The sequence below is a fragment of the Chitinimonas prasina genome (assembly GCF_030160395.1).
In the GTDB taxonomy this organism is placed as follows: Bacteria; Pseudomonadota; Gammaproteobacteria; order Burkholderiales; family Chitinimonadaceae; genus Chitinimonas; species Chitinimonas prasina.
Genome location: NZ_BSOG01000003.1, coordinates 224,994 through 241,742, shown reverse-complemented (window position 1 = coordinate 241,742; position 16,749 = coordinate 224,994). Strand labels below are relative to the sequence as shown.

General features: G+C 62.4%; 14 protein-coding genes and 1 pseudogene. 9 read left to right on the top strand and 6 right to left on the bottom strand.

Annotation, left to right across the window (positions count from 1 at the left end; genetic code table 11):
* Positions 1-601: 601 nt before the first annotated feature.
* From QQK16_RS14210 to QQK16_RS14195, 4 genes are all read right to left on the bottom strand, one after another.
* Positions 602-1,924, bottom strand: a complete 1,323-nt coding sequence (locus QQK16_RS14210; RefSeq protein ID WP_284197143.1) for a TolC family outer membrane protein — start codon at positions 1,922-1,924, stop codon at positions 602-604.
* Between the two features lie 92 nt (positions 1,925-2,016).
* Positions 2,017-5,070: an efflux RND transporter permease subunit gene (locus QQK16_RS14205; RefSeq protein ID WP_284197142.1), complete on the bottom strand. Its 3,054-nt coding sequence runs from the start codon at positions 5,068-5,070 to the stop codon at positions 2,017-2,019.
* Between the two features lie 18 nt (positions 5,071-5,088).
* Complete coding sequence (locus tag QQK16_RS14200) at positions 5,089-6,132, bottom strand: efflux RND transporter periplasmic adaptor subunit (protein ID WP_284197141.1); 1,044 nt, start codon at positions 6,130-6,132, stop codon at positions 5,089-5,091.
* A complete protein-coding gene (locus QQK16_RS14195) occupies positions 6,129-6,818 on the bottom strand; it encodes a TetR/AcrR family transcriptional regulator (RefSeq protein WP_284197140.1) in 690 nt (229 codons plus the stop codon). Before QQK16_RS14195 ends, QQK16_RS14200 begins: the two co-directional genes overlap by 4 nt.
* 123 nt (positions 6,819-6,941) lie before the next feature.
* Between QQK16_RS14195 and argB the strand changes: the two genes are divergently transcribed.
* Positions 6,942-7,841, top strand: a complete 900-nt coding sequence (gene argB / locus QQK16_RS14190) for an acetylglutamate kinase (protein WP_284197139.1) — start codon at positions 6,942-6,944, stop codon at positions 7,839-7,841.
* A gap of 456 nt (positions 7,842-8,297) precedes the next feature.
* On the opposite strand, the gene QQK16_RS14185 is transcribed toward argB, so the two are convergent.
* Complete coding sequence (locus QQK16_RS14185; protein ID WP_284197138.1) at positions 8,298-9,098, bottom strand: substrate-binding periplasmic protein; 801 nt, start codon at positions 9,096-9,098, stop codon at positions 8,298-8,300.
* 743 nt (positions 9,099-9,841) lie between these two features.
* Between QQK16_RS14185 and QQK16_RS14180 the strand changes: the two genes are divergently transcribed.
* Complete coding sequence (locus QQK16_RS14180) at positions 9,842-10,543, top strand: formylglycine-generating enzyme family protein (protein ID WP_284197137.1); 702 nt, start codon at positions 9,842-9,844, stop codon at positions 10,541-10,543.
* A 15-nt stretch (positions 10,544-10,558) separates the two neighbouring features.
* Here the strand turns inward: QQK16_RS14180 and gcvA are convergent, their stop codons facing one another.
* Positions 10,559-11,443, bottom strand: coding sequence for a transcriptional regulator GcvA (gcvA, locus tag QQK16_RS14175; RefSeq protein WP_284197136.1), 885 nt, complete (start codon positions 11,441-11,443; stop codon positions 10,559-10,561).
* Between the two features lie 103 nt (positions 11,444-11,546).
* Here gcvA and QQK16_RS14170 point away from each other — a divergent pair, with 103 nt between their 5' ends.
* From QQK16_RS14170 to QQK16_RS14145, 7 genes and pseudogenes are all read left to right on the top strand, one after another.
* Positions 11,547-12,830: an adenylosuccinate synthase gene (locus QQK16_RS14170; RefSeq protein WP_284197135.1), complete on the top strand. Its 1,284-nt coding sequence runs from the start codon at positions 11,547-11,549 to the stop codon at positions 12,828-12,830.
* An 89-nt stretch (positions 12,831-12,919) separates the two neighbouring features.
* On the top strand, positions 12,920-13,351 hold the full coding sequence (locus tag QQK16_RS14165) for a CBS domain-containing protein (protein ID WP_284197134.1): 432 nt from the start codon (positions 12,920-12,922) through the stop codon (positions 13,349-13,351).
* Between the two features lie 110 nt (positions 13,352-13,461).
* A complete protein-coding gene (locus QQK16_RS14160) occupies positions 13,462-14,298 on the top strand; it encodes a ChaN family lipoprotein (RefSeq protein WP_284197133.1) in 837 nt (278 codons plus the stop codon).
* Positions 14,299-14,955 carry a pyrimidine 5'-nucleotidase gene (locus tag QQK16_RS14155; RefSeq protein ID WP_284197132.1) on the top strand — a complete coding sequence of 219 codons (657 nt, stop codon included), beginning with the start codon at positions 14,299-14,301 and terminating at the stop codon, positions 14,953-14,955.
* A gap of 110 nt (positions 14,956-15,065) precedes the next feature.
* Positions 15,066-15,800, top strand: a pseudogene (locus QQK16_RS14150) (methionine ABC transporter ATP-binding protein); the annotation flags it as partial.
* Positions 15,786-16,073, top strand: a complete 288-nt coding sequence (locus tag QQK16_RS21570; RefSeq protein ID WP_439954237.1) for an NIL domain-containing protein — start codon at positions 15,786-15,788, stop codon at positions 16,071-16,073. The pseudogene QQK16_RS14150 and the gene QQK16_RS21570, both read left to right, overlap by 15 nt.
* Entirely contained in the window at positions 16,070-16,744 is a 675-nt protein-coding gene (locus QQK16_RS14145; RefSeq protein ID WP_284197130.1) for a methionine ABC transporter permease, read from the top strand. Before QQK16_RS21570 ends, QQK16_RS14145 begins: the two co-directional genes overlap by 4 nt.
* Positions 16,745-16,749: the final 5 nt, after the last annotated feature.

The following is a 16,749-nucleotide window of genomic DNA, read 5'->3' as shown; positions in this document are numbered from 1 at the left end:
AGGGCGTAGGGCGCAATAAGCGTAAGCGCATTGCGCCGCATGAAAGCAACTCTGCACCTGGATGCTTACCCAGCGCATCAGCCGCCAACACTCACCCCACCCATAAAAATGCCCCAACTCAAACAAGTCGAGGCATCACAACCAACCACGCCTAAGCGCAAGCGGCCTGTCACTTCACACCGCCTCTGGCAGCACCACCCATCAATCCGTAGGGCGCAATAAGCAACGCGCATTGCGACGCATGAAAGCAACTCTGCACCTGGATGCTTACCCAGCGCATCAGCCGCCAACACTCACCCCACCCATAAAAATGCCCCAACTCAAACAAGTCGGGGCATCACAGCCAACCACGCCTCAGCGCAAGCGGCCTGTAACTTCAAGCTGTAGCTGGCAGCACCACCCATCAACCCGTAGGGCGCAATAAGCAAAGCGCATTGCGCCGCATGAGAGCAGCGCTGCACCTGGATGCATACTCATCGCATCAACCTCCCACACTCACCCCACCCATAAAAATGCCCCAACTCAAACAAGTCAGGGCATCACAGCCAACCACGTTTCAGCGCAAACGGCCTATCACTTCACACCGCCGGCAGCACACCCATCAGCGCGCCAGCTTGGCATTCACGGCTTCCAGATCCTTCTCCGCCAGATCGCCCACGGCGGCCGATAGCTTGAGCTGGTTCACCAGATAGTTGTACCGCGCCTGGGCCAGATCGCGCTTGGTGGAGTAGTACTGCTGCTGGGCATTCAGCAAGTCCAGCGTGGTGCGCACACCCACTTCGCGGCCCAGCTTGGTCGAATCCAGCGAGCTTTGCGACGACACCAGTGCCTGCTCCAGCGCCTTGATCTGGGCTGCACCAGCCTGCACGCCCAGGAAGGCCTGCTTGGTGGTCTGGGCGGTATCACGGCGGGTGGCTTCCAGCTTGTGCTGGGCTTCATCGCGCGAGGCCAGCGATTCACGCAGCTTGGAGCTGGTGGCGCCGCCGGTAAAGATCGGTATCTCCAGCCGCACGCCTATACTGCTGTCGCGCTTGTCCTTGGCATTGGCCGCCAGATCCTTCTTGTACCAATCCTGGCCATACGAGGCCACCAGGTTCAGCGTAGGCTGGCGCAAAAAGCGATAGCGGTCTATCTCGGCCTCGGCAATGGCCAGGGCACCGCGCTGGCCCTCTATGGCCAGGCTCTTCTGCTCGGCATGCTTGACCCAGGCATTGATGTCAGCCGGTACCGGCGGGGTGGCCATCATCTTGGCAGGCAAACCGGCCAGGCCAACCGCAGGCACACCGGTCAGCTGCAGGAAGGCATTCTGCTTCACCGTCAGCTCGTTCTCCGCCGCGATTTCGCTGGCCACGATACCGTCGTACTTGGCCTGGGCCTCGTGCGTATCGGTAATGGTAGCCACACCCACCTCAAAACTCTTCTTGGCCTGGGCCAGTTGCTGCGATACGGCGTCCTTCTGGGCCCGCACGAACTCCAGGCTGTCCTGAGCGTACAGCACATCAAAGTAAGCCTGTGCCACGCGCAGTATCAGATCTTGTCGGGCAGCCGCATAGGTCACTTCAGCCAGGCGAGCCTGCTCGTTCAACTGGTTGGCATTGACGCTGGCCGTGGCGCTATACAGAGGCTGCGACGCCGATACGCTATAGCCATAAGAATCGCCCTGCGTCTTCACATCGCCGCGTGCCGTCGCTGAAGTCGAAGAGGAATGCCCATACTGGCCATCCAGCTGCACCTTGGGCAGCCATTGCGCCGTGGCCTGGCTGGATTTCTCCTGGCCGGCGCGGAGTGCTGCTTCCGCCGCCGCGATGGTGGCATCGTACTTCTTGGCTTCCTGGTAGACCTGCAGCAGGTCAGCCGCCATGGCGGCAGAACCTGCGGCAAGCATCACCGCCAGCGACAGGGTGCGGATTGCAAAGCGTTGCATGGTTGATCCTCTGTTTTAAGCGCACAGTTTAAACATACTATGCAGTATCTTACTATGTTCAATAGCTGAAATCCAAATCCGTTTCCGCTGGCTCAAGCCGCATCCAGCGGCTTCTTCACCCGGTACCAAGTGGCATACAGGGCAGGCAGGAACAGCAACGTCAGCAAGGTGGCCACGAACAAGCCCCCCATGATGGCCCACGCCATGGGCCCCCAGAAGGTGGAGCGTGTCAGGGGCACCATGGCCAGGATGGCCGCCGCCGCCGTCAGCATGATGGGGCGGAAGCGCCGCACCGCCGATTCGACGATGGCATGCCAGGGATGTTCCCCCTCGGCCATATGCTGGTCTATCTGGTCCACCAGAATCACCGAGTTCCGCATGATCATGCCCGCCAGGGCTATCACCCCCAACTGCGCCACAAAGCCGAACGGTACCTGAAACAGCAGCAGTATAGCGGCCACGCCTATCATGCCCAGCGGCGCAGTAAGCAGCACCAATATCATCTTGGAGATATTCTGCAGCTGGAACATCAAGATGGTCATCACCGTCAGCAGCATCAATGGCATCACCGCCATGATGGAGCTTTGGCCTTTGACGCTGGATTCCTGCGAGCCACCGATCTCGATGCTGTAACCCAGCGGCAGGCTGTCGGCCAACTTCTTCACTTCCGGCCACAGCTTCATGGTCACGTCCGGCGCCTGGGCACCTTCCACGTCGGCACGCACCGAGATGGTCGGCATGCGGTTACGGCGCCACACAATGCTCTCTTCGCTCTCCAGCTTCAGCTTGGCCACCTGGCTCACCGGCACATACTTGCCACTGTGCAGGTAAACCTTGGCATCCTTCAGGTTATTGAGGTCGGTACGCTCGGGGCGATCCAGGCGGGCAATCACATCTATGGTGCGGTCATGCTCGCGGAACTGCGTCACCGTCACGCCAGACAGCGATATCTGCAAGGCATAGGATAGCTGCTGCGAGGTAATGCCCAGGGCACGCGCCTTGTCCTGGTCCACTTCCAGCCGCATCACCTTCACCCGCTCGCTCCAGTCGGTGTTCACATGGCGGATATGCGGGTTGCCGCGCATGATGGCCGATACCTGCTCCGCCACCTGCTTGAGCTTGGCCTGGTCAGGCCCGGCCACACGGAACTGCACCGGGTATCCCACCGGCGGGCCGTTCTCCAACCGTGTCACCCGGCCGCGCACCAGCGGGAAGTCCTTGTCGAACAGGCCCTGTATTTTGGCCATCACCTCTTCGCGCACCTTCTCGTTCTTGGTCATCACCATCAGCTGGCCAAAATTCAGGTTGGGCAGCTGCTGTTCCAGCGGCAGGTAGAACCTAGGGCTGCCGTTGCCCACATAGCTGGTCACACTGGCGATATTGGGGTCGCCCTTGAGCTTCTCCTCCAGCGCCTTGATCTGGATTTCGGTCTGCTCATAGGTAGAGGCTTGCGGCAGCCACACGTCCACCATCAACTCCGGCCTGTTCGATGAAGGGAAGAACTGCTTGGGCACGAACTTGAACAGCCCCAGCGCCGTCACAAAGGCCAGCAGGGTGACGATCAGGACAGTCTTGCGGTAATTCAAACACCAGTTCACCAGGCGGCGGAAGCGCTGGTAGAAAGGCTTCTGGTACACCGCATTCTCGTCGCCATGATGCTTGGTCTCAGGCAGCAGCTTGTAGCCCAGATAGGGAGTAAAGATCACCGCCACCACCCAGCTCAACATCAGCGAGATACCCACCACCTGGAAGATCGAGACGGTGTATTCACCGGCATTGGACTTGGCCAGACCCACCGGCATGAAGCCCGCAGCGGTGATCAAGGTGCCGGTCAGCATGGGAAAGGCAGTCGTGGTGTAGGCATAGGTGGCCGCACGCAGCCTGTCCCAGCCCTGCTCCAGCTTCAGTGCCATCATTTCCACCGCAATGATGGCATCGTCCACCAGCAGGCCCAGGGCAATGATCAGCGCCCCCAGCGAGATACGCTGCAGGTCCAGGCCAAAGGCATACATGACCAGAAAGGTCATGGCCAGCACCAGCGGGATGGACAGCGCCACCACCAGGCCAGTACGCCAGCCCAGCGAGAGGAAGGACACCACCAGCACGATGGCCACCGCCTCGATCAGGCTCTTGACGAACTCATGGATGGAATCCTTGACCACCTTGGGCTGGTCGGACACCGCATGGATTTCTATGCCCACCGGCAGCTCGGCACGGATGCGCTCAATGCTGGCATCCAGTTTCTGGCCCAGCTGGATGACATCACCCCCCTTGCGCATGCTGATGGCCAGGCCTATGGCCTCCTGACCGTTGTGGCGCATCTTGCTGACAGTCGGGTCGGAATAACCACGATACACCTTGGCCACGTCACCCAGGCGGAAGGTACGGCCGTTGGCACGTATGCCGATATTGCGTATGGCTTCGATCGAGTCAAACTCGCCAGTCACCCGCATGGCCACCCGCTCGCTGCTGGTTTCCACGGCCCCAGCCGGCACCACCGCATTGGTGGCCTGCAAGGTCTGGAACACCAGCTGCGGGTCCAGCCCCAGCGAAGCCAGCTTGGCATTGGAGGTCTCGACGTAGATCTTCTCGTCCTGCACCCCCACATAGTCGACCTTGTTCACGTCGGGCACATGCAACAGCTCGGCCCGGGCGGCATCGACATACTTCTTCAGTTCGGCATAGCTGAAACCGTCGGTGGTAAAGGCATAGAGGTTGCCAAAGGTATCGCCGAACTCGTCATTGTAGAAAGGCCCGCGCACGCCCTCTGGCAAGGTGTGCCGGATATCGCCCATCTTCTTGCGCACCTGATACCAGATATCCGGTACCTCTTGTGGCGGCACACCCTCCTTCAGGTTGATCAGCAGCTGGTTCTCACCCGCCTTGGAGTAAGAGCGCACATACTCGATCTGCGACATCTCCTGCAGCTTCTTCTCCATCTTGTCGGTGACCTGCAGCTCCATATCGGTCGCCGATGCACCCGGCCAGTAGGTCTGTATCACCATGGCCTTGAAGGTGAATTCCGGGTCTTCCTTCTGGCCCAGATGGGTATAAGAAAAATAACCCGCGAACATGAAGACGATGATGAAATACAGCACCAGTTGCTGGTGCTTGAGTGCCCATTCGGACAGGTTGATGCTGCGCATGCTGGCTCCCTATCCGGCTTACTTGCGGCTCAGCTGGCTTTCGGCCAGGCGTACCAACTGGTTGGCATGCAAGAGGTGCGCACCCGCCGTCACCACGGTCTCGCCAGCCTTCAGCCCACTGGCCACCAGCACCACATCATTGCGCACCCCCGCCAGTTGCACGGGCCGGGCGCTGACGCGGTTGGTCTTGCTGTCCACCACCCAGACCTTGGGCTGGCCATCGCGGTCGTAGATCGCCGTCAATGGCAGGGTAAAACCACTCAGGCTCTCGTCGCCGGGCAGGCGCACATTGGCGGTCATGCCCAGGCGCAACGCCTCATCGGCCTCCACCACGCTCACACGGGCAGCATAGGTGCGGGTGATCGGGTCGGTATCAGGCGCCAGCTCGCGCAGCTTGCCCGCATAGCGCTTGCCTGGCAGCGCCCACAGCTCCACCGTCAGGCTGGCCGCCTTGCGCAGCTCCTCCACGCGGGATTCCGGCACGCTCACCACCACCTCACGCTCTCCCTGCTCGGCAATCTTGACCACGGGCGTGCCGGCCGCCACCACCTGGCCGACTTCCGCATTGATGGCCGTCACCACGCCGGCCCGCTCCGCCTTGAGCACCGTGTAGCCACCCTGGTTGCTGCTGAGGTTGTATTGCGAGCGCGCCGCATCGAACGCCACCTTGGCCGCATCCACATTGGTCTGGCTGACAAATCCCTGGCCGCGCAGTTGCTGCGCCCGCTCATAATCCATGCGTGCCTTGTCGAACTGGCTCTTGGCCGAGGCCTGCTGCAAGGCCACATCGCGACCATCCAGGCGCAGCAGCGGCTGGCCGGCCTTCACCGCCTGGCCCAGCTCCACATAGCGCTCCACAATCTGCCCCGCTAGGCGGAAGCCCAGCTGGGCCTCGCGGCGGGCACGCACCTCACCGGAATAACTGGCGGTAGTGGCAATGCCATCAGGTTTGACCACCACCGTACGCACCGGGCGTACATCCTCATAGGGGGTCTCGGTCTTGCCACAGGCGGCCAGGGCCGTGGCAACGGCCAGCAACAGGGCCAGGTTGCGCTTCATCATGCTTCGCTCTCTCCGTTTTGCTTGTCGCCCGGGCGCGCGCCCAAGCCATGAATCAGGGTCTCGATGACTTCTTCAAGATAGCGGTCCAGGTCCAGACCGGGGCAAATATCCGTATGTTTCCACACCATGGCCATGACCACCGGGGCCACCACCACCTTCACCGCCACATCCAGCGCCACCGGGCGGAACTCGCCACGGTCTATGCCGAACTGGATGGCACTGGCAATCAGGTTTTCGCCCCGGGCTATCACCTCCTCGCGGTGAAAGCGCGCCAGTTCAGGGAAATTGCTGGCCTCGGCAATCATCAGCTTGGGTATGCCGGACAGCTTGGTCGCACCATGCATATGCCACCAGGTGCGGATGACAAAGGCCAGCAGTTCAGGGCCGTTGCCGTCGAACTGGGCAATCAGTTGCTCGCCCTCCTGCAAGGTAGGCACCAGCGACTCGCGTATCACCGCCTTGAGTATGTCTTCCTTGTTGGCGTAATAACGATAGATGGTCCCTGCCGTCACGCCAGCGGCGCGGGCAATGTCCTCGACCTTGGTGGCCGAAAACCCCCGCGCCACAAACAAGTCCAGCGCCGCATCCAGTATCTCGCCTGGGCGGGCGTCCTTGCGCCGGGTCCAGCGCGTCACGGTTTCCAGCACCGGGCAGCGCTCGTTGCAGTCAGTGTTTTCAGGCTTCACGATAAAATAAATGAACGTTCATTTAATTTAAGTTACGCCTCTCCCGAAAACTAAGCAAGTCCGAGTGCAGTATCAGATGACGAACGGCGCTAAAATCCCCCCACTTCAACCAGGATCGCCGCCATGCCCGCCATCGAACCCATCTCTGCCCAAACCGCTGCCGATAAGGCCAGTGTGCTGGCAGAAGCCATGCCCTATATCCGCCGCTTTTACGACAAGACCATCGTGATCAAGTACGGCGGCAACGCCATGATCGAGCCCGAGCTGAAAGAAGGCTTCGCCCGCGATGTGGTGCTGCTCAAGCTGGTCGGCATGAACCCCGTCGTGGTGCACGGCGGCGGCCCCCAGATCAACGACCTGCTCAACCGCGTGGGCAAACAGGGCGAGTTCATCCAAGGCATGCGCGTCACCGACAGCGAAACCATGGAAATCGTCGAAATGGTGCTGGGCGGTCTGGTAAACAAGGAAATCGTCTCCCTGCTCAACCAGCACGGCGGCAGGGCCGTGGGCCTCACCGGCAAGGATGGCCACTTCATCCGCGCCAAAAAGATGTTCCTCAAGGGTGAAGGCGACGAGGAGCAGATCGATATCGGCCAGGTCGGCGAAATCGAGAGCATCGACCCCGAGCTGGTGGCCCTGCTCGATACCCGCGACTTCATCCCGGTCATCGCCCCCATAGGCGTGGGCGCAGAAGGCGAAGCCTTCAACATCAATGCCGACCTGGTGGCAGGCAAGCTGGCCGAAGTCCTGGGCGCCGAAAAGCTGATCCTGATGACCAACACGCCCGGCGTGCTGGACAAGCAAGGCCAGCTGCTCACCGGCCTCACACCCAGCATCGTCGACCAGCTGGTGGCAGAAGGCACCATCTCCGGCGGCATGATCCCCAAGATCGCCTCCGCCCTGGAAGCCGCCGTCAATGGCGTCAATGCCGTGCACATCATCGACGGCCGGGTCAAACACGCCCTGCTGCTCGAAGTACTCACCGACCACGGCGTCGGCACTATGATCAAGCGCGACGAATAAACGTCGTCGCACCCGGCTTGCTCAGGCAAGCCAGGTCGTTCAAGCGGGCACCGCACTAAAGGGGCGTGCCCGCTGCCAGGTTCAGCCCGCCACCAGCCAGTCACGGAAAACCCATGCCGGCGCATTCTGCTGGTTGCGCACGCCAATATAGGCAAAGCTATTGTTCCAATCCGGCAGCGGTACAAGTGCCATTGAGGAACACCATATGCAGGGGCTTTTGTAGCTTGGTGAATGGCACACCCATGCAGAGCATAGTCCCAGGGAACCTCTGCGCAAGTCCACGTACGAGCGATAGCCAGGCTCCCTCCCGGCGGCGGGTGCGGTGACGCCCGGCTCCGGGGAAGTGGGATAGAACAGCGAAAGACCGTTGATTTCTCAGCGCCAGTAAACGCCCGGCTCTACCGTGCGTTTAACTGAAATGCCTAGCCTCCAGCCTTTGCAGCGCCTCCCCGGGGCTCAGTTCACGCTGCGGGCGTCGCGCAATGCCCGCTCCAAAAAACCGTCCTTGGTCATGGCCTTGAGCGCCTGGTCCAAAGGGCCGATCAGATGGCTCCGCTCCACGTGGATGTAGTGGTAGGCGGGCAGATACTCCAATACGACGGAGCGGAAGGTTTCGGTGCCATTGAGCACCCTGGCGGATTTGAGGGCCCGCAGGGTGGGGCTGACGCCCGGTTCACGTATCACCACCACATCAACCCGCCCCTGCGCCAGCATCCGGAACATGGATTCATAGGTATCCACCAGGCTGACATTCATACCGGCCGTCTTGATCTCGGCGATCCGGTAACCGCGCCGCACGGCGATGTTCAAGGTTCGCATGTCCTCCCAGTTACGGATCTCCAGCGAGGGCTTCATGCTGACAGCCAGGAAGGTCATCGGCCCGATCGAGGTGGGAATGCGCCGCATATTGGTATAGGCGTCCTCGATCACGGGCAGGCGCGCCAGCAGGGCATCGGACTTGCCGGTGTTGGCAGCGATCAGGCCTCGCGCCGCCGGCATGAAGGTCAGCTCGACCGGCTGCCCGATGCGACGGTAGGCTTCGCGCACCACCACTTCGTAATAACGCTCGGTCCCTTCGTCGTTCTCCACGCCGGCGATGCGTACCGGTGCCTCCTCCGCCGCATAGGGGGCGACAGCGGCAAGTGCCAGGAGCAATCCCAGGAAGTGGCGGAGGCGCATGATGGTTACACCTGCAAGGAGTAAGGGGGTATGAGCGAACAGCGCGGCCAGCTCGGCGGCCTTGGCCCAGCCGCTCATGTCGGCTTTCCAGACCAGCGAGTCGACCTGGAAACTAACCCGCTCTCCAGCTGGGCTTGCAGTCCAGCCAGATCGTAGGGGCCAGCCTTCTGGCCAGTGAAGGGCGACGTGATAGCTTTGTTCGAGGACCCACTTCCCACTCCCGTGGACTAGTGCGCTGAACGCTTACAAAATAGACCTGCCCAGCCTCGCCGACTAGGTAAGCAGAGAAAAATCCGCCCCGCGGCATCCCGTACCAGAAATCAGGCTGCCTGCTTGGCTCAAGCTGACAGCACACGGCCATCTCGGGTCACAGGGCGCGCAGGATGCCATCGCCCTGCTGCTCAGGCACGTTGGCTTGCGTCGGCCACCGCCACCAGCCAGTCGCGGAAAGTCCGCACCGCCGTATTGTCCCGGTTGCGCAGGGGCACGACCCCAGCGCCCAATTCAGCCGGCATCTCCACACCCAGATACGCCCCCGTATCGAATCAGTGAACGTTCATAAGGCAAACCGGACCGCCACTATCAAAAATGCCAGCCACCATGTCATTTCGTGGTCTTATAACCGTGGTAGCGTATCGCCCAACTTAGGGAGGCCCCGGAGTTAATAAATGCCGTCCAGAATACTCAACCCCACCTTTTGCGCAGTTATCCTTTTCGGTGTCACTACGTATTCAGTTCATGCCGCAGACATTCAGGACTTAGCCAAAAGCAAGGTGTCACCAGGCAAATCATTTCGTGATTGCGAGCGGATATGCCCCCTAATGGTGGAGATTCCCGCGGGGCAATTCACAATGGGCAGCCCCGAGGAAGAAGGTGAACAGTTCCCCGGCTACAGGCTGCGCTGGGAAGGCCCCCAGCACCCAATATCGATCCGCTACAAGCTCGCCATCAGCAAGTTCAACATTACCTTTGAAGAATGGCAAGCCTGCACACAAGCCGGTGGATGCAACGGCTACCAACCCGATGACCATGGCCGCAAGCATGGCCGCTTGCCGGTCTGGAATGTCAGCTGGGACGACGCCCAGAGTTACCTACTCTGGCTAAGTAACAAGACCGGCAAATCCTATCGCTTGCTCAGCGAGGCAGAGTGGGAGTACGCCGCACGGGCTGGAACCACCACACCCTACTATACGGGTGAGCGTTTCTTGGCCGAACAGGGCAACTTTCTGGGCAGTATCAGGCCGGGCAAAGTCACCGCCGTCGGGCTATATCCTGCCAATCCGTTCGGGCTCCACGACATGGTAGGCAACGTGCGGCAATGGACGCAGGACTGCCTCAACAGGGGCTACCACGGCGCGCCGGCTGACGGCAGCCCTTGGCTTGCCGGCGATTGCAACAGTCGGATCATACGAGGCGGTAGCTGGGTTGATGAGCCCCCCCTGCACCGTTCTGCTCGCCGTATCCACGAGGTCGTCAGCACCCGATCGATGACGGTGGGGTTCAGGGTTGCCAGGGTGCTTTAGCGCCTGCTCAAGGCCTCAGCCCGCCGCCGCTGCCACCAGCCAGTCGCGGAAAGCCCGCGCCGCCGTATTATCCTGGTTGCGCAGGGGGATATAGGCAAAGTAGCGCCAGTCCCCCAGGCGCGGCTGGGTAAACGGCGTCACCAGCCGCCCAGCCTGTATATCCTCCGCCACCAGCACCGTCGGCCCCATGGCCACGCCCAGGCCATCCAACGCCGCCTGCAGGGTCAGGTAGAAATGGTTGAAGCGCAGCGCCTGGGCCGGCTGCAGGTCGGCCACCCCCGCAGCCGCCAGCCAATCCGACCAGACCTCGGGCAGGGTCGCTGTATGCAGCAAGGTGTGCTGCGCCAGATCGGCCGGCCGCAGCAGGGGTTGGCGCAGCAGCAGCGCGGGGCTGCACACCGGCAGTCGCTGCTCGGCCAGGAACTCCCAGCCCTGGTAGCCGGGCCAATCCTGGGGGCCGCCGCGTATGACCAGGTCAAACGGCTCGCCCAGCGCGTCTATCGCCTCATTGGAGGTGGAGATGCGTACCTCCACCAGGGGATGCGCCATTTGAAAACGTGACAGCCTCGGTATCAACCAGCGCAGGGTAAAGGTGGCCGGCGCGTTGACCCGTAGCACCTGCGGGCCGGGCAGCCGCTGCAACCTGACCGTTGCCTCCTCCATCTGCTCGAAAGCCGGCAGCAAGGCGGCCAGATAGCCACGCCCCGCTTCCGTCAGCAACACCCGCCGATTCTGCCGCTCGAACAATGCCAGTCCCAGCCACTCCTCCAGCTGCCGCACCTGCCGGCTGATCGCACCATGCGTCACATGAAGTACCTCGGCCGCCGCACTGAAACTCTGCAGTCGGGCCGCCACTTCAAAGGCCCTTAGCGCATTCAAGGGAGGGAGCTGTCGCTTCATCGGTGAGTTTTCCTGACACGAACGCACAGCTTAAGTCGTTTGTTGCGCGCCGCCAAGCCCGGTACCGTTGCGCCCTGTCAACCAATCACAAGGGGTGCAGGGCATGTCCAACAAACTCATCGTTATCGGTATGCAATGGGGGGATGAAGGCAAGGGCCGCATCGTCGATCTGCTCAGCCAGCAGGCCGACCGGGTAGTGCGCTTCAATGGCGGCCACAACGCCGGCCACACCCTGGTGGTAGAGGGGCAGACCTGGAAGCTGGCCCTGCTGCCTTGCGGCCTGCTGCACGGCAAGCCCGGCGTGATAGGCAGCGGCTTGGTGATCGATCCCGAAGCCCTGCTGGCAGAGCTGGATCGCGTGGCCCAACAGGGCCTGGCAATAACCCCAGGACAGTTGCTGGTGGACGAGACCGCCACCCTGGTACTGCCCTCCCACGCCGCGCTCGACCAAGCCGAGGAGGCCCAGCGCCGCCATCCCATAGGCACCACCGGCCGTGGCATAGGGCCGGCGTTTGCCGACCGCGCCGGCCGCCGTGCCATACGGGTAGGCGATCTGGCCGACCCCACCCTGCTGGCGCAGAAAGTCGACGAAGCCCTGCACTACCACAACAGCCTGCTGGCAGCCTGGGGCCAGCCACGCCACGATCCCGCCGCCACCGTGTCGCGGCTGCTGGCCCTGGCCCCGCGTTTGCTGCCCTATGTGGGTTCATCCTGGCAACGGCTGCAACAGGCCGACCAGGCCGGCGAGCGCTTGCTGTTCGAGGGGGCACAGGCGCTGATGCTGGACAACAGCCATGGCAGCTACCCCTTTGTGACCGCCTCTTCCACCCTGCCGGCCCAGGCCGTGCTGGGCAGCGGCCTGGGTGCTGCGGCGCAGGCCAGCGTGCTGGGTGTCTGCAAGGCCTACACCACCCGGGTGGGCGCCGGCCCCTTCCCCAGCGAGCTGAGCGGCGAACTGGCCGATCTGCTGCGCCAGCGCGGCCATGAATACGGCACCAACACCGGTCGTCCCAGGCGCTGCGGCTGGCTGGACATCGCCCTGCTGCGGCAGGGGTTGCAGCTGGCGCAGGTGCGCAGCCTAGCGCTGACCAAGCTCGATGTGCTCGACACCTTGCCAAGCTTGCAGCTATGCGTCGGCTACCGTATCCGCGGCGTCTTCCAGGCCAACTTCCCGGCCAGCGCGGCCGAACAGGCGGCATGTGAACCGGTGTATGAAACCTTGCCCGGCTGGCAACAGTCTACTGTGGGCATACGGCAATTCGAGGCACTCCCCGCGGCGGCACAAGCCTATGTGCAGCGGATTGCCACCCTGCTCGACTGCCCCGTCAGCCTGGTATCGACCAGCCCGGAGCGTGAGGACATCATCACGCTACAGCAGCCGTGGTGAGGCAAACCGCGCATTCCCGCTTGGCCGCCAGGGCCTGACTGTTTATATTGAGGGTACGACCTCACTTTTGCCCACGGAGTATGTGCAGCATGAAAACCGCCCGTCAGCTTCTGCAGGAAAAGTCGCGCCAGGCCATTTTCTCGGTCCCGCCCACCGCCACGGTCTACCAGGCGCTGCAACTGATGGCCGAAAAGGACATCGGCGCCGTGCTGGTCATGGAAGGTGAAAAGCTGACCGGCATATTCTCCGAACGCGATTACGCCCGTAAGGTGGTGTTGCAAGGCAAGACCTCGGCCGGAACACCCATAGTCGATATCATGACCAAGCGGGTCATGTTTGCCCTGCCCAGCCAGACTGTGGATGAGTGCATGGCCATCATGTCGGAAAAACGCTTCCGCCACCTGCCGGTGATGGATGGCGACAAGGTCATCGGCGTACTCTCGATCACCGACCTGGTGCGCGAGCAGATTGCCGAGCAGCAGTTCCTGATAGAACAGCTGGAGCAGTACATCCACGGCTGACCCGGCACCATGCATTCGAATCATCGCACCCGGCTGCCAGGCCTGGTGCGTAGCACTGTCTCATCAGGCCGGCCCCACGCCGGCCTTGTCTATTGCTAGGGAGTTTCACCTTGAAGTTGCTTGCCGCCCTGCTGGTTGCGCTGGCCCTACCTGCCCAGGCGTTGGAATGCCCACCGCTCGATATCACCGCCCTGCTGGCCCAACAGCCCGACTATGTCCTGTTGGGTGAAATGCACGGCACCGAACAAGCGCCGCGCTTTACCGGCGACATGGCCTGCCAGCTGCTAAAGACCGGCAAGCCCGTCACCCTGGGACTGGAGATCCCCAGTACCGAGCAAGCAAGGCTGGACCAGTACCTGCAATCCGACGGTGGCCAGGCCGCCCGCGAGGCCTTGCTGCAAGGCAAGCACTGGGATAGCAACGAATGGTCTGATGGCCGCAGCAGCCAGGCCATGCTGGCCTTGATCGAACGGGTACGGCAGTGGCGCCAAGCCAAGCAGCCCATACAGCTGTCCGCCTTCGCCGACGGCGGCGATGCCGGCTACGCCGCCGTACTGGGTGCCACCCGCAAGCAGGCCGAGCAATGGGTATTGGCCCTGGTGGGCAACATCCACGCCAATCGCGCGCCACTGAACCGCCTTACCGGCGCACCGCCCATGGGTGCGCTGCTGGCACAGCAGGGGCTCACCATCAGCCTGAACATCAGCTATCCAGGCGGCGAGATCTGGGCCTGCATGGAAGGCGACGTCCCTGGCAAGTCGGTCTGCGGCATCCATCCGCTGCAGGGCAGCACCAAGGCGCTGGCAGCCGGCCAGATCACGCTCAAGCAAGCACGCCGCGACAACACCCTGCTGTACGACGGCTGGTTCGATGTCGGCCCCCTGAGCCCATCCACACCAGCACGCCCCGCCACACCAGGCAAGGACGAACCCAAGGCGGCCAGCTGAATGCCCACCTGGATCTTCGACCTCGACAATACCCTGCACGACGCCGAGCCCTATGTCTTCCCGGCCATGAACAAGCTGATGACAGCCTATGTGGCCCGGCATCTGGACATCAGCGAGGCCGAGGCCGACGCCCTGCGCCTGCATTACTGGCAGCGCTACGGCACCACCCTGGCTGGCCTGCAGCGACACGGCCATATCGATCCCGAGCACTTCCTGGCAGAAACCCATCGCTTTCCCGACCTGCAGCGCAAGCTCCGGCCCATGCGCGCCTTGCAAGCCACCCTGGCGCGCCTGCCTGGCCGCAAGATCCTGTTCACCAATGCACCACTGGCCTACGCGGTCAGCGTGCTGCGCGGCCTGCGGGTAGCCCATCACTTCGATGGCGTCATCGCCATCCAGCATACCCGCCACCGCCCCAAACCCTCACCGGTAGGCTATCGCAAGCTGCTGGCCCGCTACCGCCTGAATCCTCGCCACTGCGTGATGGTGGAAGACACCCACGCCAACCTGGTCACCGCCAAGCGGCTGGGCATGGCCACCGTCTGGCTGGGCCGCAAGGCCCATCACGGCGGCGTGGTCGATATCGGCCTGCCCTCCCTGGCCCAACTCCCCCGCCACGCCGGACGCCGAGGCTGGCTACGCACAAATAACAAATAGTTATCATCAACTAATTTTTTATCCCTTTTTATATATATTCGATTTCACTAAAGTTCGCTCCCTGACAGCGGCCACCCCGCTGGCCCGCTACACCAGTGAACGGACACCCCGTGATCGAACTTCATCACCTCAACAAAACTTACCAGGTCGACGGCCGCCAGGTCACCGCCCTGCAAGATATCCAGCTGCAGATTCCCGCCGGCCAGATCTTCGGCATCATCGGCCGCTCCGGCGCCGGCAAAAGTACCCTGCTACGCACCCTTAACCTGCTGGAACGTCCCGACCAAGGCCGGGTGCTCATTGATGGCATAGATGCCACCGCACTAGACCAGGCAGGCCTACGGACACTACGCCAGCAGATAGGCATGGTGTTCCAGCACTTCAATCTGCTGGCCCATCGCACCGTTGCTGCCAACATCCGCTTTGCCCTGGAACTGGCCGGCGAACTGGATGCCTCCGCCATGGCGGCACGGGTCGCCGAACTGCTGGCACTGGTAGGCCTGACCGAACAAGCCCAGCAATATCCAGCGCAACTCTCCGGCGGACAAAAGCAACGCGTCGGCATCGCCCGAGCCCTGGCCAACCAACCCAAGCTGCTGCTGTGCGACGAGGCCACTTCCGCGCTGGACCCGCAAACCACCCAGGCCATCCTGCAACTGCTGCTGGACATCAACGAGCGACTGGGCCTGACCATCGTGCTGATCACACACGAAATGGCCGTGGTCCGGGCTATCTGCGATCGGGTGGCTGTCATCGACGGCGGCAGCATCGTCGAGCAAGGCACGGTCGTTGACGTCTTCCTGCACCCCCAGCATGCCGCCAGCCGCAATATGGTGGCCGAAGATGGCCACGCCGCCGTGCTGGACCTGGCAGGCAAGCTCCACTCAGTCGCCGGCAAGCTGCTGCGCCTGACCTTTGTCGATGCCGCCACCTATGAGCCGGTGATCGCCGAAGTGGGCCAGCAGCTCGCCAGCCCGATCAACATCCTGCAAGGCAGCGTAGGCCGCATCAAGGACAGGCCCTATGGGCAATTGATCGTGGGCCTGCAAGGCGATGTCAGCGCCGCCCAGGCCGCTTTTGCCAGCCGTGGCGTTCGATGCGAGGCCTTGGCAGCATGAGCGCCCCATTGTTCGACTGGAGCCTGATCGACTGGGCCGACATAGGCACCGCCACCCTCGACACGCTGACCATGCTGGGCGCGTCCCTCACCTTTACCGTGCTGCTGGGCCTGCCTCTGGGGGTGCTGCTCTACCTGCTGGGGCCGCGCCGGCTGCTGGCCAACCAGCCGGCCTACGCCACGCTCTCTTTCGTGATCAACGCTTTGCGGTCCATGCCCTTCGTCATCCTGCTGATCGTGCTGATCCCGGTGACCGTCAAGCTGGTGGGCACCTCCATCGGCGTCGCCGGCGCCATCCCGCCCCTGGTGGTCGGCGCCGCACCGTTCTTTGCCCGGCTGGTTGAATCCGCCCTGCGCGAGGTGGATCTGGGCATAGTCGAAGCCACCCAGGCCATGGGCGCCACCACCTGGCAGATCGTCAGCCGCGCCCTGCTGCCTGAGGCCCTCCCCGGCCTGCTAGCTGCCACCACCGTCACGGCGGTGACCCTGGTCTCCTATACCGCCATGTCGGGCGTGATCGGCGGCGGCGGGCTAGGCGACCTGGCCATCCGCTACGGCTATCAGCGCTTCCAGACCGAAGTCATGGTGATCACCGTCCTGGCCCTGCTGGCCGTGGTGCAAATACTGCAGATGGCGGGCGACTGGCTGGTCCGTCGTGCCACCCGCAAATAAAGACT